The organism is Achromobacter sp. D7-1 (genome assembly GCF_059760445.1).
This window is the reverse complement of sequence record NZ_JCBAMT010000114.1, coordinates 1-18,499: the sequence shown is the minus strand read 5'-3', so window position 1 is coordinate 18,499 and position 18,499 is coordinate 1. Positions and strand designations below refer to the sequence as shown.

Here is an 18,499-nt window from a genome sequence, read left to right as displayed (position 1 = left end):
GTCGGACACAGGCGCCGCTTTGTTCATGGACGTGCGGCAGGGCTCTGCCCTTTCCGCCTCTTGATTTCAGATATCGACCACGCCGCGGCCTATCTCCAGCGCGCGTCCGCCCACCTGGATCCGGCCATCGGCCTGGACGTCCAGCAGCAAGCGGCAGGGCCTGCCCATCTGGTCGCCCTGCTCCACCAGAATGCTGGCGGGCAAGGGGCGCTTTTGATGCCGCAGCCAGCCGCCCAGATTGGCGCAGGCGGAACCCGTACCGGCATCCTCGTTCACGCCGCCGCCCGCCTTGGCGTAGAAGTAGCGCGCCACCACCACCTGCCTGCCATCTTGTTGACGGCTATCGTCAAAGGCAAAGGTGTACATGACCTTGCGGCCCAGGCTGTTGGCCTGCCAGCGGTCGAGCCGGGAAGCGTCGGGCGCAACGCGGCGCAAGGCTTCCACGCTGGCCAGCGGCACCAGCAACTGGTCGGCGCCCGTGTCCATCCAGATCGGATCACCCAACAGATCGTCGGCGTTCAGGCCCAGCAAACTGGCTATCTCGGTGCGTTCCCGCGCCGGCGCCGCGGTGCGCACGCCATCCGGGCACGGCGCGGTAAAGGTCCAGGCGTCGCCGCGCGCCGTCACCGGCACCACGCCGGCGGCGAACTCCAGCGTCAACTCATCGCCCGTCCGCCGCAAATCCCGCACGACCTGCGCGGTTCCGATCGTAGGATGGCCCGCGAACTTCATCTCGAAGCCCGGCGTGAAGATGCGCACCCGCGCCGCCGCCTGGTCGGACGGCAGGATAAAGGTCGTTTCGGACAGATTGAACTGCGCCGCCAGGTTCAGCATGGTGGCGTCGTCCATGCCGCGCGCGTCTTCGAACACGCATAGCTGGTTGCCGCTGAAGGTGGAGGAAGCGAAGACGTTGAGCAGGCGGAAAGCGTATGAGGCCATGGCGGATGCGATAGTTGAAAGAACTGCGCCGGCCTCGGCCGGCGCAATACCCCACTTTATCGCATGCCTCGGACGCGGGCTACCAGACCGCGAAGAACAGCACCCAGGCCAGGCAGAACGGCGCCAGGCCGGCCGCCAGCACCAGCCAGGCCAGGCCTTTGCGCCAGGCGCTCGCCAGGCGCGGCTTCAGCAGCCGCGCAAACAGGCGCAGCGTCCACAGCACCGCCAGGCTCAGCAGCGTGAAGCGCACGGGTGCGGCCCAGGCGGCTTGCATCCCTTCGTGCTTGAGCAGATTGACCGTGGTGGCCGACAGGCCCAGGAACACGCCGATGCCGGCGGATGGGATCAGGGCCTGCGCCAGCTTGTGCAGGCCGGGACGGCCCCAGCGCGTCACGGGCTCGCCTGCCACAGGCGCGGCGGGCGCCAGTCGGTCGGCGATCCACAGCGACAGGAAGGAGGCGCCGCCGACACAGATCGTGGCGCCGACGACGAACATCAGGATGCCCGCGCCGTCCAGCCATGAGAAGCTGTCGTTCACTTCCGGGTAATGCGTCAGGATGAACCAGGGCGCGTTGTCCAGCAGCGGCCACATGATGTCGTGTTCGACCAGCCAGGTCGCGGCCCACTGCTTGGCGGTCACATACCAGGGGCTGGCGCTCCAGAGGAAGGCGCCGATCGCGATGCCCATCAGGCCGAAGCACAGCAGCGCCGTCTGCCACGGGTCGCCGTGAGTGACATGCACGATCTCTTCTTCGGGCGAACGCGCCGTCAGCTCGATCGCGCCGCGATAGCCGCTGCAGCGCCCACAGACATGGCAATCGCCCGCGCCCTTCATGTGGCGCAGCGGCACTAGCGGCGCACAGTTGATGGGTTCGATGCGGATGACCGGATGGCGCCACTTCTCTTCGTCCACCTTGAAGTGCCAAGGCGCCAGCTTGGCCAGCAGATTGAACACGCCGTTGACCGGGCACAGGTATTTGCACCACACGCGCTTGCTGCGGCCATAGCGCCAGCCGACGATCATGGCCGCCACGGTGGACCCGCCCAGCACCGCCAACACCGCCAGGGGATACTGGTACACGCTGACCAGTTGGCCGTACACGGTCGTGAGCGCGAACGCGACGAATGGCCAGCCGCCCCAACGCATCCATTTCGGGATCGCATGTCCCTGGCCGCGTTCGCTGGCCCATTCTGTCAGCATGCCCTCGGGACACAGCCAGCCGCACCAGGCCCGACCCAGGATGGGCATGGAGATGAGCACGAACGGCCACCACACGCCCCAGAACGCGAACTGCGCGACGATGGTCAGGTTGTTGAACACCGAGGCCGCGTTGTCCGGCAAAGGCAGGATCGCGGGCACGATCAAAAGGAACGCGTACATCGCAACAATGCCCCACTGCAGCTTGCGCAACAGCGGGGCATGGTCACGGAGGAAGTCGGCGATACGGGAGGTCGCCCTCCCGAGTGCAGCTGCCATGGTCAAACCTTCAAATATTCAGTCCGGCAATAGTCGGGTTCAGGAAGCACTGCGAGCGGCGGTGGCAGCGCCTGCGGGCTTGCCTCCCACCCAGCGCAGCAGCGCCCACACGATGATCCAGTAAGCCACCCACAACAGCACCGAACTCAGCGCAGGCAGCGCGCGATAGCCGGCAAAATCGGCCAGAATCTTGCCCACGCCGGTGCTATCGCTCAAGAGCCAGGAACTGTCCCAGACCGGATCGACGATGGTCGGCAGGACGTCCAGCGAAATCAGGTGATCCAGACCGCCCACCAGCAGCGATCCGGCCAGCAGCAACAACAGGATTTCAGTCACGCGGAAGAAGCGGCGCCAGGTAATGAACTTGCCGCCCAGTTGCAGCAGCCAGAACGTCAACAGCGCCACGACGAAACCGGCCGCGCCGGCCAGCGCCAGCATCAGCATGTCGCTGCCGCCCTCGCCCGCCGACACGGTGCCGTACAGGAACACGACGGTTTCGCTGCCTTCGCGCGCCACGGCGATCGCGACCAATATGAAGAGGCCCCACCAGTTGTCGCTGGCGACTGAAGCGCGGGCGCCGCTTTCGAGTTCGCCCTTGAGCGTGCGGCCGTGCTTCTTCATCCAGACGACCATCTGCACCACCAGCGCGCATGCGGCCAGCGACATGATGGCCTGGAACCATTCCTGGCCTTCGTCGCTGAGCCAGTTGGAAACGCCCAGCAGCACCAGCGCCAAGGCCACGGCCAGCGCCAGGCCCGCGGCAACGCCGCCCCACAGGTAGGTCAGGCCGCGCTTGCCCTCGGGCGTGGAGCGCAGCCAGGTGTACAGAATGCCCACCACCAGCATGGCTTCGACGCTTTCACGCCAGACGATAAAGAGGACCTGTTCCATATATTGCTACCGCTTATTCCTTGGGTTTGACGACCAAGGTGCCTTTCACGCTCTGGTGAAAGTCATCAAAAAAGGGATACTCGCCGGGACGGGAGATGGTGATGACCACGAAGGACTTCACGCCCGGCCCCAGGACTTTCTCCTTGCGCAGCGGAATGCTTTCGAATTCCACCGGCTCGTTGCTCTCGTTGATGAGCTCGATCTTGAAGCGGCCCGCCGGCACTTCCAGCGTGGCGGGCTCGAACGTGCCGTCCGGCTTGAACCTCAGCGTGAACGTGGGCAGTTCGTCCGCCTGCGCCGGCGCCCCGCCGGCCAGGCCGGCCAAGCCGATCAGCAATGCGGCGACAAGGCGTAGCAGGCTGCGCACGATCAGTAACCGCCCTTCTTGCCGGTGCCGGCGTAGACGAATTCATATTCCAGGTCGAAGGGTTCGAACCAGGGACCCACGCCGGTTTCCTTGTCGACGTGGCGGCCGAAGTGGCTCATCTTGTCCGCGGTCGGGGGCAGGATCGAATACTTCAGCTTGTACTTGCCCGGGCCTTCCAGCTTGACGTTCTCGCCGTAGTGCGGGCCGTCGTTGGCGACCATGGGCATGAAGGTGCCCTTCTGCACGTTCTGGCTGCCGACCTTCTGGATTTCATACTTCACGACCAGGTAAGGCACCCACTCGCCTTCGGGGAAGCCCGTCTTGTTGCCGGCGGTGGCGTGGATGTCGGCTTCAAGGTGCACATCCGAATCCTTGGCCGGGCGCATCATCCCGGGGGGGTCCATTTCGATCGGCTGCAGGTACACCGCGCCGATTTCCATGCCGCCCTTTTCCACCGGTTTGCCGATGGGGTATTCGGCCGCGTTCGCGGCGGAAACGCTCAGGGCGACAATGGCCAGGGCCAAGGCTTTCTTGATCATGTGCATAATCCTTGAGACACGAATGAGACGACGGCTCGTAAAATACAAACAAGAACCGTTTTCATTAATGTAACCAAATCAACTGACAGAACCCTGAACCTGAAGCCAGGAAAATCAGCGGATCATTGCGTTTGATCAAGCGGTGCAAGAGGTCCGGTTCGCCCCTTCAGAGTCCGAGAAATTTGAATGGCGCCGACGGCTGGAAGGCGCGAGTGGCGTCGCCCGCGTAGGTGTGGCGCTGGTCCGGCCCCAGGTCCAGCTTCAGCACCTTGCCGCTTTCCGGACTGAAATCCACGGCCTTGAGATCCACCCAGAACGTATTGGGCGTCAGCGCCGATTCAAAGAAATACAGCTTGCGCTGATGGTCGAAAACAGTACGCCAGCGGGTGGACGAAATATTGGGCTGCCCGGGCGTGCTGATGCCGTAGGGCACCGAGACATTGCGTATCACGCTGAAGACGCTGGCCAGCGCCTTGTTGGGATCAGGGTCCTTGGGAATGGCGTTGATATAGAACGATGCCCGCACGAAACGATCGGCCGCGCGGTTGGTGCCCGGCAGCATGGTGGTGCCGCCGATCTGTTGCCAGTAAGCGTCGAGCGCCAACTGCTGCTCGAATTGAGGCGAGTTGGTCATCACCTGGTAGTCGCGGCTGTGGTGGATCACCTGGCGCCCGCCGATGTATTCGATGATGGCGCTGTCGCCGCTCGCGTCCGAGATCGACAGGTGCAGCGTCGTCAGGCGATCCTCCCCCGGCACGTTGTCCGAGACGATGGTGTAGGGCTCCTGTTCCAGCGCCGCCACGGCCTCCTTGACGGTGGCGTAGTTGTCCAGCACGTACTGCGCCCACGCGGCGATGGTCAGCCCGGGCTTGCTCCGCGCGTCGAACTGCGGATACTGCGATTCCGCCAGCCACAGCAGATTGGCGCTCAGGCCCGCTTCGTTCACGCCGTCCGTGGTGGAGACGTCATAGCCGGACGTGACCACGCTGCCGTAGCGCGAGGTCCAGCGCAGGGAATTCGGGCCGGCCTCGCCGCTGCGCGCCATGCCGCGAGGCAGCACCCACAGGTTGCTGGTGATGTCGTTCTTCCAGTCCATCGAACGAGCCGTGACCACTTGATCGCCGGCGCCGTGGAAGACCACGCGCGTGCAGGCCCAGGCGGCAGACGACGCGGACAGGACCGTCAGCCCGGCCAATGCGGTGCAGGCCAAGCGGGAAAACGCCTTGTTCAGTCTCATGCATGCGCTCCTGGGATTCTGTTCTTTCACATGCCGCGCGCCAGGGCCGGCGCGCGAGGATGAAAAACACCCCAAGAACCGGACCGCTATCCGGCTGTTGGGGTGCTTGATCGATGAGGCCGCGCAGGGCGCAGCCCCGCCGCTACTTGCGTCCGGAACCTTGCGTGCCGCCCGGCGTGAACGGGAAGGTCGAAAACATGGCGCGCGTCTGATCCTGCATCTGGTCCTGCATCTGCACGAACAGATTCTTGCTCTGGTCGATGTAGTTGTTCATCATGTTCTGCAGCATGGGCGTCTGCACGTTCATGAACTGCGCCCAGGCCTCGGGACCGAACTGGCTGCCGTACAGGCCCTTGGACTGTTCCGCCATGCGCTGCTGGATTTCGATGAAGGCCTGGATGTTCTTTTCCAGGTAGGAACCCATGATGCCCTGCATGGCATGGCCGTAAAAACGGATGATCTGCGAAAGCATGTTCGACGAGAACATCGGCATGCCGCCGCTTTCCTCTTCGAGGATGATCTGCAGCAGGATGCTGCGCGTCAGGTCTTCGCTGCTCTTGGCATCGACGACCTGGAATTCTTCATTGGCCAGGACCAGTTGCTTGACATCTGCCAGGGTGATGTAGGTGCTGGTCCGGGTGTCGTACAGACGACGGTTGGGGTACTTTTTAATCAGGCGCAGGCTGGCGCCGGTTTGTGCTTGCGTCATGGTTGTCCCCGGATCGGGCGATCTCTAAGGCTTGGAATAGGGTTAGTGTAATCCGGAGGGCCCTCTCCCCGAGGCCCTCCGGTACCGACGGGCCGCCCGCTGGCGGCCCGCGATGCGTCAGCCCATGTGCAGGCCGCCGTTGAGCGAGAAGTCCGCGCCCGTCGAAAAGCCGGACTCGTCCGAGGCCAGCCACGCCGTCATGGAAGCGATTTCCTCCGGCGTGCCAAGGCGGCGCACCGGAATGGTGGCAACGATTTTTTCCAGCACGTCGGGACGGATGGCGCGGACCATGTCGGTGCCGATGTAGCCGGGCGAAATCGTATTGACGGTGACGCCCTTGCTGGCCACTTCCTGGGCCAGCGCCATGGTGAAGCCATGGATGCCGGCCTTGGCCGTGGAATAGTTGGTCTGGCCGAACTGCCCCTTCTGCCCGTTGACCGAGCTGATGTTGATGATGCGGCCCCACTGACGCTCGACCATGCCTTCGATGACCTGCTTGGTCACATTGAACAGGCTGTTCAAGTTGGTGTCGATGACCGCGCGCCAATCATCGGCGCTCATCTTGCGGAACAGGCCATCGCGCGTGATGCCCGCATTGTTGACCAGCACGTCGACCGGGCCCAGTTCCTTCGTGACCCGTTCGAAGGCCTCTACCGTGGAGTCCCAGTCGGACACGTTGCCCACGGACGCGTAGAACGTATAGCCCTGCGCTGCCTGCTCGTCCAGCCATTGCTGGTAATTGCGGCTGGGGCCGCAACCTGCCACCACGCGAAAGCCTTCCTTGGCCAAGCGCTGGCAAATAGAGGTGCCGATACCGCCCATCCCGCCTGTTACGTAAGCCAGTTTTCCGCTCATTGGACTTCCTCCTGTGTGCGACGGACGCCTCGTTAATTAACCTTCTTCTATCCGGGCCTAACCGCTGATCGCGGTTTCAGGCTGCCCGGACTTTCACATACCTGCCAGGCGCCGGCTCTATCGGCCGGTACTTGGCATTGCCCAATTTTTCACGCGCCTTGACCTGCTTGCCCGAATGGCCCGACAGCCAGCCAGCCCAATCGGGCCACCAGCTGCCCGGCGTTTCGACGGCCTGCGCGAACCATGCGTTCGGATCGCCAGGCAGATGATGGCCCGACTGTTCGAGCTTGTCAGCCGCCCAATAGCTGCGGCGCTTCTTGGCCGGAGGATTCACCACGCCGGCGATGTGGCCGGAAGCCCCCAGCACGAAACGCTGCGGGCCGCGCAGCACCTGAGTGGATGCATAGGCCGAGACCCAGGGCACGATATGGTCCTCGCGCGACCCGAAGATGTACGCCGGCATTTCCAGCCGCGTCAGGTCCAGGGGCATGCCCGCGGCCTGCGCCCGGCCCGGCACCTTGAGGTTGTTCTCCAGGTAGGTATTGCGGAAGTACCAGGAGAAGAACGGTCCGGGCAGATTGGTGCTGTCGCCATTCCAGAACAGCAGGTCGAACGCAGGCGGCTTCTGGCCCTTCAGGTAGTTGCCCACGACATAGTTCCAGACCAATTCATTGGGCCGCAGGAACGAGAAGGTGGTGGCGAGGTCACGCCCGGGCATCAGGCCGCCCTGGCCCAGTTGATGGTCGCGCAGCAGCGCGTGGGCTTCGTCGACGAAGACGTTCAGGACGCCGGTATCGTGGAAATCGAGCAGCGAGGTCAGCAGGGTCAGCGAAGCCACGGGGTGCTCGCCGCGCGCCTCGGCCAGCGCCAGCGCGGAGGCCAGCATCGTACCGCCCACGCAAAAGCCCAGCGCGTTGACCTGCGGCTGCTTGGTGATGTCGCTGGCCACGCGCAGCGCCTGCAGCACTGCGTCGTCCAGATAATCGGACCAAGTCGCGCGGTCCACGCCATCGGTGTCGCTGGACACCGGATTGCGCCACGAAATCAGGAATACCGTGTAGCCCTGGTCCACGGCGTGCCGCACGAAGGAATTCTCGGGCTGCAGGTCCAGGATGTAGAACTTGTTGATGTTCGGCGGCACGATGACCAGCGGCCGCTCATGCACGGTGGGCGTGGACGGCGCGTACTGGATGAGCTGGAACAGCCGGTTTTCGAACACCACTTCGCCTGGCGTCACCGCGACGTTGCGGCCGATCTCGAACTGCGATTCGTCCGTCTGCGTGATGCGGCCTTTCTTGACGTCGCCCAGCAGATTGGCCAGCCCTTCGTTGAGCGCGCGTCCGGCGCTTTCGACGATGGATTGCTGGGCATCCGGGTTCAGCGCCAGGAAGTTCGACGGCGACAGCGCGTCGACCCATTGCATGATGGAAAAGCGCAGGCGGTCGCGCATGGGCTCGCTGACCTGGGCTGCATCGACCATGCGCGACATGGCGCGGGCCGACAGCAGGTAGGTGTGCGCCAGCAGCAGGTGCGAATGATGGGAGGCCCAGGCATCGCCGGAAAAGCGGCGGTCTGGCGGCGGCGCAAGCGCGCCACGGCGGGCGTCATCGCAAAGGCGTTGCCACTCGCGGGAGAATTCGGCCTGTATGTCGGCCAGGACTTCCGGTGCCACACTCACCGGAATGGGCCCTGCGGAGAGATTGGCATTCACTTCGACACCTTGTTATCGAAACTACGCGATTGATGTTGCATTCCGGGTCCGGGGCTGTCAATGCGGGTATACAAGGAGGCCTGCCAGGGTACGCCGCAAGCCCAGCCGCGGGCCTTGCGCCAGATCAAACCCCGCCGAGCCAGGCCAGCAACGCCATGCGTCCGGTTTCGCCATCACGGCGGTACGAGAAGAATCGATCGGCCCCGGCCACCGTGCACAGTCCGCTCAAGGAGACATCTTGTACTCCGGCGCGGCGCAGGCGGAAATCAGCCAATCCGGCGAGATCGGCCAGCCATTTTCCGGATAGCCCGGGCCGCGGCGCGAAGTAGCGCAAGGCCGCGGGATCGTCCTGGGAGAAGGCATCCAGCACGTCCTGGCCGACCTCGAACGCCTGCGGACCGATGCCCGGTCCGACCCAGGCGCGCCAGCCCGAAGCCTGCGGCGCCTTGGCGCGCATGGCGGCCAGCGTATGTTCCAGCACGCCGCCCGACAGGCCGCGCCAGCCGGCATGCGCCGCGCCCAGCACCGTGCCTTGCGCATCGGCGATGACCACCGGCAGGCAGTCCGCCACCATGACGGCCAGGACGCGGCCGGGCCGCGCCGTGACGCTGGCATCGACCGCCGGCTCGTCCGGGAGGTCGGCCTGATCAGCGTCCACGACTTCGCTGCCGTGGACCTGACGCAGCCACAGGGGTTCGGCGGGCAGCGCGGCACGCACGCGGCGCCGGTTTTCAATGACCGTGTCCGGATCGTCTCCAGCGCGGCGACCCAGATTCAAGGTGTCGTGCGGCGCGACGCCGACGCCCCCTGCCCGGGTCGTGCAGAAATAGTTCACGCCCGCCCATTCCGGGCCTGTCACTACCGGCAGGCCTGCCACTACGCGTTCCATGCGATCTCTTCCTGGACCAAGCCCATGTCGGGAGGCACGGCTGCGGCGAACTCGACTTCGCCGCGGCCGCCCGGATCTTCGAAATGCAGCGCGCGCGCATGCAGCATCTGCCGCTGCGCGCCCACGATGTTCTTGCCGCCGTACAGCGTATCGGCCAGCAGCGGATGCCCCAGGCTGGCCATGTGCACGCGGATCTGATGGGTGCGGCCGGTTTCCAGGCGGCACACCACTTCGGTGACGCGGCCGCCGGGATCCGCTTCGCCGCGGCGAGCGGGCGCGTAATGGGTAATGGCCGGCTTGGGCGCCACCGGGCGTTCCACGCTCATGCGCACCGGCACGCGCGAATCGCGGCCGATGGGACGATCGACCTTGCCGGCCGCGGCCAGCCAGCCATGGGCCAGCGCCACATATTCCCGGCCCATGCTGCGCGCCTGCAATTGGCGCACCAGATGCGTCTGGGCAGTTTCGTTGCGCGCCACGACCATCAGGCCGGAAGTGTCCTTGTCCAGGCGATGCACGATGCCGGCACGCGCCACCTGGGTCAGTTCGGGATAGCGGTACAGCAGGCCGTTTAGCAGCGTGCCGCTCCAATTGCCGGCACCGGGGTGCGTGACCAGGCCTGCGGGCTTGTTCACCACGATCCAGTCGGGACTTTCGTCGACGACTGCGAAATCGACAGGTTCGGGCGCGAAAGCCAGGGATTCAGGCGCGGGCTGAGGCCAGACGGTGAGTTCATCACTGGGACCGACCGTCTGGCGCACCTTGCCGGGCTTGCCGTTCACGTGGACGTTGCCGGCCTCGATCCAACCCTGCAGCCGGCCACGGGAATGCTCGGGCAACAGCCCCGCCAGCACCTTGTCCAGCCGGTCAGCGCGCGTGCTGGAAGGCACGGTTACAAATTGCGGTTCCCCCTGGGGAGAATCCTCGGAATTACCCAGGAGTTCATCATCAGAAACGAGATCCGCGCCGGAGGCTGTATCAGACATGGAGACAAATCATATAATCAGCCTTGCATGCTAACACCAAGGATACGATTCTCGTGATTCACCACTCCGCAGCTCCCTCGAATCCCGCCTCCCGAAGCGGGCCGGTTTTGCGCGTGGTTATCGCGCTGTTTGCCGTCATGGTCATCGCCGGTTGCGGCTCGACCAACAGCAAATATGACAAGACCACCAACTGGAGCGCCGAACAGCTCTACGCGGACGCCAAGGCGGAAATGTCTTCGGGCGGCTGGAAAGAAGCGCGCGAGCGGCTGACCGCGATCGAAAGCCGCTACCCCTTCGGCGTCTACGCGCAGCAAGCCCTGCTTGAGCTCGCCTACGTCAACTGGAAGGACGGCGAAAACGAACAGGCCCTGGCCGCCATCGACCGCTTCCAGCAGCTCTATCCCAACCATCCCGGCACCGATTACGCCCTTTACCTGAAGGGCTTGATCAACTTCACCCCGGCCAGCGCCTTCATGAGCAGCATTACCGGCCAGGATCCCGCCGAACGCGATCCCAAGGGCCTGCGCGCGTCCTATGACGCGTTCAACGAGCTGATCAAGCGCTACCCGGACAGCAAGTACACGGTGGACGCCGAGAAGCGCGTCGCCTGGCTGGTCAACACCATCGCCATGAACGAAGTGCACGTTGCCCGCTACTACTATGAGCGCGGCGCCTACGTGGCCGCCGCCAACCGCGCGCAAACCGTCATCACCGACTTCGAAGGCGCCCCCGCCACCGAGGAAGCGCTCTACCTGATGGTCGAGTCCTACGACAAGCTCGGCATGACCGAACTGAAGAACGACTCGCAGCGCGTGTACGACAAGAACTTCCCCAACAGCGAATTCAAGACCAAGGGCCTGAAGGCCGACAAGAGCTGGTGGAACCCCTTCAACTGACATATCAGTTGCCGCACCGAAGAAAGCCCCTGCAGCGCAGGGGCTTTTTTCATGTGGGCGCGCCGCGCCGCATGGCTTGTGGCGGTTGCCCGTAAATGCGGATGAAGGCGCGGCGCATGCGTTCCGTGTCACCGAAACCCACCCGGCGCGCGATGGCGTCCATGCCGGCTTCGCCTTCTTCCACCAGTTCGCGTGCGGCTTCGGCGCGCACCCGCTCCACGGCCTTGGCCGGAGTCTGGCCGGTTTCAAGCTTGAACTGGCGGCAGAATTGGCGCGGACTCAGGCAGGCCACGGCGGCCAGGCGCTCGATGTCCAGCACTTGATCCAGATGTTGGCCGACGTGGGCCAGGACCTCGCGCATGCGTCCGCTGGCCGGCGCCAGGTCTTGCAGGACTGAGAACTGCGATTGCCCGCCCGTGCGCCGGTGATAGACCACCATCTCGCGGGCGGTGGCTCGGGCAACCGCCTCGCCGTGGTCGGCCTGCACCATGGCCAACGCAAGATCGATGCCGGCCGTGATGCCCGCGGAGGTCCACACCGTGCGGTCCTCGACATAGATGCGATCCGCCTCCACTGCCAATGCCGGATGGCGCTGCTGCAATTCGGCGGCGTGGCGCCAGTGGGTCGTCACCCGGCGCCCCTGCAGGATGCCGGCCTGCGCCAGCACGAAAGCGCCCGTGCAGACGCTGGCCACGCGCCGTCCGCGCGCATGCGCGCCGCGCAGATAGGCCAGCATGGCCGGCGCAGCCTGGGGCTCGCGCGCGCCCTGGCCGCCCGGCACCAGCACGGTATCGGCGCGCAGGCCGCGCCAGGGACGCGTCAGCACGGGCACGCCAGCCGAGCAGCGGACCGGCCCGCCCTCGGCCGACACCACGGCTACCTCATAGGCGCCCGGCACCAGTTCGGCGGCGATCTGAAAGACTGACAGCGGCCCGGCCATGTCGAGCAGCTGGAAGTTCGGCACGGGCGGGATGCATACTCTGTGAGTCGCCATGGCAAGAAACGAGGGAAAATAGTCATTCTTGCCATAGTTTCGGGCGCTAGAGTGGGGCCTGTCAATCCTCCGGACCTGCTCCTGCCATGAACGCTTCCCTGCGCGGCCTGCGCAATGCCCGCATCCTCGCCGTGTGCCAAGGCCTGTACATCGCGGCGATCTCCATCGACCTGACCCTGACGGCGCTGACCGGCCAGATGCTGGCGCCGCATCCGGCGCTGGCGACGCTGCCTTTTGCGCTGATCACGGTGGCGGGCGCCGCGGTGACCTGGTATGCCTCCTTGCTCATGCAGCGCATCGGCCGGCGCGCCGGTTTCATATTGGGATCGCTGGCGGGCGCGGCCGGCGGGCTGATTTCCGTGGCCGCGGTCTTCGCCAGCGACTTCTGGCTCTTTTGCCTGGGTACGGCGCTGGTCGGCGTGTTCCAGGCCTTCGCGCAGTACTACCGGCTGGCGGCCGCGGACGCGGTGCCCGCCGAAGCCAAGAGCCGCGCCATCTCCGTGGTTCTGACCGGCGGCGTCATCGCGGCCATTGCAGGACCGGCGCTGGCTGCCTGGGCCAAGGACATCTTTCCCGCCGCGATCTTCTCTGGCGCCTATCTGATGGTGGCCCTGCTGGGAGCGGCCAGCGCGCTGCTGCTCCTCGCCTACCGCGACCAGGAAGCCGACGGCAGCCAGCCCGCCGACACGCAGGCCGCGGGCCTGCCGGCCCGTCCCTTGGGCGAAGTCATGCGGCAGCCGATATTCGTGGCGGCGCTGGCCAACAATGTCGTGGGGTCGGTCTCGATGATGTTCGTCATGACAGCCGCGCCGCTCGCCGCTGTGGCCTGCCAGCACAGCATTGCCGACGGCGCCAGCATCATGCAGTGGCACCTCATCGGCATGTACGCCCCGGCGTTTTTCGCCGGCGCGTTGATCAACCGGCTGGGACTGCCGCGCGTGCTCGGCATGGGCATGGCGCTGAACGCGGCCTGCTCGCTGATCGCGATGCAATCGACTTCGCTCACGGCCTTCCATGCGGCATTGTTCTGCCTGGGTGTGGGCTGGAACTTCATGTTCGTAGGCGGCACCACGCTGCTCGCCCAATCCTACCGTCCCGCCGAACGGGCACGGGTGCAAGGGGCGGCCGAGATGCTGCGGTATGCCACCACCGCACTGGCCACGCTGGCCGCCGGGCCGGCGCTGGCGCGCATGGGCTGGGAGGCGCTGAATGCCGCCATGCTGCCCATCGTGGGCCTGGCCGCGGTCATGACAGGATGGTGGGCGCTGTCGCGCAGGACGGAACGGGTCGTCGCCTGACCATGCCGGCGAGCCTCATTGCGGCGACGCAATCATCAGGCGGGGTCACCATTTGGCGGGGCCACCTCCTGGCGTGTCTTCTGACACAGCCCCGCTTCTAGCCCTGCGGTTCCTGCTTGCGCCGGTAGAACGCCAGCACTTCTTCCAGCTCGCGCGTCCGCGCAAATGGCGGCAATCCGCGCCACAGTCGCTTGCCGTAAGGCTTTTCGACCAGGCGCGCATCGCCCACCATCAGCACCCCCCAATCGGATTCCGTGCGGATCAAGCGGCCCGCGCCCTGCTTGAGCGAAATCGCGGCTTCGGGCAACTGGTATTCCGAAAACGGATTGCCGCCCTGCGCGCGGCAGGCGCGCAGCCGCGCCTCGATGACGGGATCGTCGGGCGGCGCGAACGGCAGCTTGTCGATCGCCACAAGGGTCAGCACATCGCCAGGCAGGTCGATGCCTTCCCAGAAACTGGCGCTGCCCACCAGCACCGGATGCTCCAGCTTGCAGAAGCGGTCCAGCAGGTCGCGGCGCGTGCCTTCGCCCTGCTTGAGCAAGGGCCATTCATGTCCGGCATCGTCGAAGGCGTCGGCCAGCAGGTTGGCGACCTTGTCCACGGCGCGCAGCGTCGTGCACAGCACCAGCGTGCCGCCGGGACTGGCCTCCAGCAGCGGCAACAGCGTCTGCACGAAACGGTCGAGGAACTGCGGCGATTGCGGTTCGGGCATGCCGCGCGGCACGAACAGCAAGGCTTGCTCGGGGTAGTCGAAGGGCGATTCCCACTTGCCCGTGCGCGCCTTCTCCAGGCCAAGCTGGCTGGTGAAGTGGGTGAACTCGCCGTTCACGGACAAGGTGGCCGAAGTCATGATCCAGGCCTGGCCCGGCTTGCGGTATTTGGAAAAGGCCTGGGCCACCGACAGCGGCGCCGAATGCAGGCGCACGTGATGCTGGCCGTGCTCGACCCAGCGCACCGCGGGCCCGGACCATTGTTCCGCGGCGGCAGCGCCTTCCAGGATCGCGACGGGCGTGGAGAGTCCGTCGCCCAACGCCGATTGCATCGCAGGCTCGGGCGCCTGGTCGTCGCGGCCCCAGCCTTCGTCGCCGTGATCCGCGGTCGCCCGTCCTGGCGTGGCCCAGCGCTTGAGCCGCACCGAGATCTCGGCGCCGCTGCGCGCGGCCGCCATCAGGTCCGGGTGCTTTTCGGCCACCGCGCCCAGCGCCTTCGCGGCGCCGTCCACGGCCTCGCGCAGCGCCAATAGCGCTTCGTCGAATTCCTCGGGGTTGGGGATGGCCTCGAAGGTGGCCTTGCGGCCAGGCATCTTGTCCAGCGGCGCACAGACCAGGCGCAGCTCGCGCGCCGCCGTTTCCACATGGCGGCTGACGTCGCTCCATTTGGCGGCCTCGCGCGCATAGGCCAGGCCGGCCGCTTCCATCGCGCGGCCAAAATCCAGTAGCTGGTGCGTGGACACGCTGCTGCCCAGGAAGCGGGTGGCGGTATCCGGCAACTGGTGCGCTTCGTCGAAGATCACGGTGTCCGCTTCGGGCAGCAGATCGGTCACACCCTCTTCGCGCAGCACCAGGTCGGCCATGAACAGGGCGTGGTTGACCACCACCACGTCGGCTTCTTGCGCCTGGCGGCGCGCCTTCACCACGAAACAGTCGCGAATGCGCGGGCATTCCTGGCCCAGGCAGTTCTCGCGCGTGGAGGTCACGCGCTGCCAGATGTCGGCGTCTTCCGGCACCTGCGCCAGGTCGCCGCGATCACCCGTCTTGGAGATGCCGGCGAACACCTGGATCTGGCGCAGCTGCTGGATTTCGGTGCGCGACTTCAAGGCGCGCTCGTCGCCCTGCAGGCGGTCCAGGTGGTAATGACAGACGTAGTTGCCGCGGCCCTTGAGCAGCGCGGCGGTCACCGGCGCGGCCAGCGCCGCGCGCACGCGCGGCAGGTCGCGGGCAAAAAGCTGGTCCTGCAGGGTGCGGGTGCCGGTGGAAATCAGCACCTTGCCGCCCTGGATGAAGGCGGGTACAAGATAGGCCCAGGTCTTGCCGATGCCGGTGCCCGCCTCGGCCACCAGGGTGGCGCGGTCCTGGATGGCTTGGCCTATGGCCTGCGAGAGTTCAACCTGCGAGGGGCGCGGCTTGTAGCCGGGCAAGGCCGTGGCCAAAGGCCCGTCGGCGTCGAAGAATTCGGAGATGTCCAGGTCCAGCATAGCGAGTCAACGGTGAACCGGTGCCGGTTGCGGTTCGGGCGCCAGACACTTGTGTGGGAAAGGACCAAATGATACCCGCTGCCGGACCGCCGATTGGCCACCCGGGCAGCGCAAGGGGGACATATCCGTCCACCCTGGCACGTTTTGTAACAGCGGCTTATGGCACAATCCGCCCCTTGTTTTTCCTTTTTGTCGTCGTATCGAGATGTCTGAAACTTCCGCTATCACGTACGTCGCCGCCGGCGTCGACAACGCCCGCATCGTCGCGCAGCTCGCCACCGAGCTGGGCACGCGCGCCTCCCAGATCGCTTCGGCGGTGGAATTGCTGGACGATGGCGCCACCGTGCCCTTCATCGCCCGCTATCGCAAGGAAGCCACCGGCGGCCTGGACGATACCGTGCTGCGCAATCTCGAAGTGCGCCTGGGCTATCTGCGCGAACTCGAAGAGCGCCGCGGCTCCATTCTTGAATCCATCTCGCAGCAGGGCAAGCTCACGCAAGCGCTGCAGCAGGAAATCGCCACGGCCGACACCAAACAACGCCTGGAAGACTTGTACGCGCCGTACAAGCCCAAGCGCCGCACCCGCGCCCAGATCGCCCGCGAAGCAGGCCTGGAGCCGCTGGCCGACGGCATCCTGGCCGATCCCGCCTGCGACCCCGCCGCGCTGGCCGCGCAATACCTGAATCCGGAAGCGTCCATCAACGACGCCAAGGCCGCGCTCGACGGCGCGCGCGACATCCTGGCCGAGCGCTACGCGGAAAACGCGGACCTGCTGGCCGACATGCGCGAACACCTGTGGTCCACCGGCCTGATCCATTCCAAGATGGTCGACGGCAAGGAAACCGAGGGCGCCAATTTCCGCGACTGGTTCGACTTCAACGAGCCGCTGCGCACCCTGCCCTCGCACCGCATCCTGGCGCTGCTGCGCGGCCGCCAGCAAGGCGTGCTGGAACTGCGCCTGGGCCTGGAAGCCGAACTCGAAGCGCAAACGCCGCACCCTTGCGTGGCCCGCATCGCCGGCTTCCTGAAGCTGGGCAACGGCCTGTTCGCACTGGACGCCACGCCGCGCGCCCGCTGGCTGGGCGAAGTCTGCCGCTGGACCTGGCGCGTGAAGCTGCTGACGGCCTTCGAAAGCGAACTGATCGGCCGCCTGCGCGAAAGCGGCGAAACCGAAGCCATCCGCGTGTTCGCCGCCAACCTGAAGGACCTGCTGCTGGCCGCGCCAGCCGGCCCCAAGGCCGTGCTGGGCCTGGACCCCGGCATCCGCACCGGCTGCAAGGTCGCGGTGATCGACCAGACCGGCAAGGTCGTGGACACCACCACCGTGTACCCGTTCGAGCCGCGCCGCGACCGCGAAGGCACCATCAACACGCTGGCCGCCCTGGTGGCGCGCCACAAGGTCGACCTGATCGCCATCGGCAACGGCACCGCCTCGCGCGAAAGCGAAAAACTGGTGGGCGACATGATGGAACGCTTCCCGGACCTGAAGGTCACCCGCGTGGTGGTCTCCGAAGCCGGCGCTTCCGTCTATTCCGCGTCCGAAACCGCCGCCCTGGAATTCCCTGACCTGGACGTGACGCTGCGCGGCGCCGTGTCCATCGCGCGCCGCCTGCAGGATCCGCTGGCCGAACTGGTCAAGATCGATCCCAAGGCCATCGGCGTGGGCCAGTACCAGCACGACGTCAACCAGCGCGAGCTGGCGCGTTCGCTGGACGCCGTGGTCGAGGATTGCGTGAACGCCGTGGGCGTGGACGTGAACACCGCGTCCGCCGCCCTGCTGGCCCGCGTGTCCGGCCTGAATTCCCTGCTGGCCAAGAACATCGTCGCCTGGCGCGACGAGAACGGCGCCTTCCCGACCCGCGAGATCCTGCGCAAGGTGCCGCGCTTTGGCGACAAGGCGTTCGAGCAGGCCGCGGGCTTCCTGCGCATTCCCAACGGCGACAACCCGCTGGACGCCTCGTCGGTCCACCCGGAAGCCTATCCGGTGGTCGAACGCATCGTCGCCAAGATCAAGGCCGAAGTGAAGCAGATCATCGGCCAGCGCGAAGCCCTCAAGGGCGTGTCGCCGTCCGACTTCACCGACGAGCGCTTCGGTCTGCCGACGGTGCGCGACATCTTCGCCGAACTGGAAAAGCCCGGCCGCGATCCGCGCCCGGAATTCAAGACGGCGCAGTTCAAGGAAGGCGTCGAGACCCTGAACGACCTGTACCCGGGCATGGTGCTGGAAGGCGTCGTGACCAACGTGGCCAACTTCGGCGCGTTCGTCGACATCGGCGTGCACCAGGACGGCCTGGTCCACATCTCGGCCCTGGCCGAGAAGTTCGTGAAGGATCCGCGCGATGTCGTGCGCGTGGGCCAGACGGTCAGCGTGAAGGTGCTGGAAGTGGACGCGGCTCGCAAGCGCGTGGCGCTGACCATGCGCCTGAACGACACCGCGGCGCCCGCGCGCCGCAGCGCCGACGCGCCCAAGGGCGGCGACCGCAACCGCCGGCCGCAGGGCGACGGCGGCCGCGGTGG

Annotated in this window: 16 protein-coding genes; 3 read left to right on the top strand and 13 right to left on the bottom strand. The window is 65.9% G+C overall.

The genetic code is table 11. From position 1 onward, the window contains the following. Positions 1-66: 66 nt before the first annotated feature. From AC6LKD_RS30140 to AC6LKD_RS30090, 11 genes are all read right to left on the bottom strand, one after another. A complete protein-coding gene (locus AC6LKD_RS30140; protein WP_498118328.1) occupies positions 67-939 on the bottom strand; it encodes a PhzF family phenazine biosynthesis protein in 873 nt (290 codons plus the stop codon). 79 nt (positions 940-1,018) lie between these two features. After that, on the bottom strand, positions 1,019-2,416 hold the full coding sequence (locus tag AC6LKD_RS30135; RefSeq protein WP_498118326.1) for a 4Fe-4S binding protein: 1,398 nt from the start codon (positions 2,414-2,416) through the stop codon (positions 1,019-1,021). 39 nt (positions 2,417-2,455) lie between these two features. Further along, on the bottom strand, positions 2,456-3,307 hold the full coding sequence (locus AC6LKD_RS30130) for an FTR1 family iron permease (RefSeq protein WP_498118324.1): 852 nt from the start codon (positions 3,305-3,307) through the stop codon (positions 2,456-2,458). 13 nt (positions 3,308-3,320) lie between these two features. Next, a complete protein-coding gene (locus AC6LKD_RS30125) occupies positions 3,321-3,674 on the bottom strand; it encodes a cupredoxin domain-containing protein (RefSeq protein WP_013392348.1) in 354 nt (117 codons plus the stop codon). A 2-nt stretch (positions 3,675-3,676) separates the two neighbouring features. Next, positions 3,677-4,213 carry an iron transporter gene (locus tag AC6LKD_RS30120; protein WP_013392347.1) on the bottom strand — a complete coding sequence of 179 codons (537 nt, stop codon included), beginning with the start codon at positions 4,211-4,213 and terminating at the stop codon, positions 3,677-3,679. Between the two features lie 166 nt (positions 4,214-4,379). Further along, positions 4,380-5,450: a linear amide C-N hydrolase gene (locus AC6LKD_RS30115; protein WP_013392346.1), complete on the bottom strand. Its 1,071-nt coding sequence runs from the start codon at positions 5,448-5,450 to the stop codon at positions 4,380-4,382. 142 nt (positions 5,451-5,592) lie between these two features. Next, positions 5,593-6,159: a polyhydroxyalkanoate synthesis repressor PhaR gene (gene phaR, locus AC6LKD_RS30110; RefSeq protein WP_013392345.1), complete on the bottom strand. Its 567-nt coding sequence runs from the start codon at positions 6,157-6,159 to the stop codon at positions 5,593-5,595. A 117-nt stretch (positions 6,160-6,276) separates the two neighbouring features. Then, complete coding sequence (gene phbB, locus AC6LKD_RS30105) at positions 6,277-7,014, bottom strand: acetoacetyl-CoA reductase (RefSeq protein WP_013392344.1); 738 nt, start codon at positions 7,012-7,014, stop codon at positions 6,277-6,279. A gap of 76 nt (positions 7,015-7,090) precedes the next feature. Further along, on the bottom strand, positions 7,091-8,725 hold the full coding sequence (phaC, locus tag AC6LKD_RS30100; protein ID WP_498118322.1) for a class I poly(R)-hydroxyalkanoic acid synthase: 1,635 nt from the start codon (positions 8,723-8,725) through the stop codon (positions 7,091-7,093). A gap of 124 nt (positions 8,726-8,849) precedes the next feature. After that, positions 8,850-9,614 (bottom strand): peptidoglycan editing factor PgeF, encoded by a 765-nt coding sequence (gene pgeF, locus AC6LKD_RS30095; protein ID WP_498118320.1) that lies wholly within the window; start codon positions 9,612-9,614, stop codon positions 8,850-8,852. Continuing rightward, positions 9,602-10,600 carry an RluA family pseudouridine synthase gene (locus tag AC6LKD_RS30090; protein WP_498118318.1) on the bottom strand — a complete coding sequence of 333 codons (999 nt, stop codon included), beginning with the start codon at positions 10,598-10,600 and terminating at the stop codon, positions 9,602-9,604. Before AC6LKD_RS30090 ends, pgeF begins: the two co-directional genes overlap by 13 nt. Before the next feature lie 137 nt (positions 10,601-10,737). Between AC6LKD_RS30090 and AC6LKD_RS30085 the strand changes: the two genes are divergently transcribed. Beyond that, positions 10,738-11,496 (top strand): outer membrane protein assembly factor BamD, encoded by a 759-nt coding sequence (locus tag AC6LKD_RS30085; protein WP_237710019.1) that lies wholly within the window; start codon positions 10,738-10,740, stop codon positions 11,494-11,496. 49 nt (positions 11,497-11,545) lie between these two features. Here the strand turns inward: AC6LKD_RS30085 and AC6LKD_RS30080 are convergent, their stop codons facing one another. After that, positions 11,546-12,490 carry a GlxA family transcriptional regulator gene (locus tag AC6LKD_RS30080; protein WP_498118316.1) on the bottom strand — a complete coding sequence of 315 codons (945 nt, stop codon included), beginning with the start codon at positions 12,488-12,490 and terminating at the stop codon, positions 11,546-11,548. An 86-nt stretch (positions 12,491-12,576) separates the two neighbouring features. Here AC6LKD_RS30080 and AC6LKD_RS30075 point away from each other — a divergent pair, with 86 nt between their 5' ends. Further along, positions 12,577-13,788 carry an MFS transporter gene (locus AC6LKD_RS30075; protein WP_498118314.1) on the top strand — a complete coding sequence of 404 codons (1,212 nt, stop codon included), beginning with the start codon at positions 12,577-12,579 and terminating at the stop codon, positions 13,786-13,788. A 97-nt stretch (positions 13,789-13,885) separates the two neighbouring features. On the opposite strand, the gene yoaA is transcribed toward AC6LKD_RS30075, so the two are convergent. Beyond that, positions 13,886-15,982 carry a DNA repair helicase YoaA gene (gene yoaA / locus AC6LKD_RS30070; RefSeq protein WP_498118312.1) on the bottom strand — a complete coding sequence of 699 codons (2,097 nt, stop codon included), beginning with the start codon at positions 15,980-15,982 and terminating at the stop codon, positions 13,886-13,888. A gap of 205 nt (positions 15,983-16,187) precedes the next feature. Between yoaA and tex the strand changes: the two genes are divergently transcribed. Then, a partial coding sequence (gene tex, locus AC6LKD_RS30065) for an RNA-binding transcriptional accessory protein Tex (RefSeq protein WP_498118310.1) occupies positions 16,188-18,499 on the top strand: 2,312 nt, incomplete at its 3' end.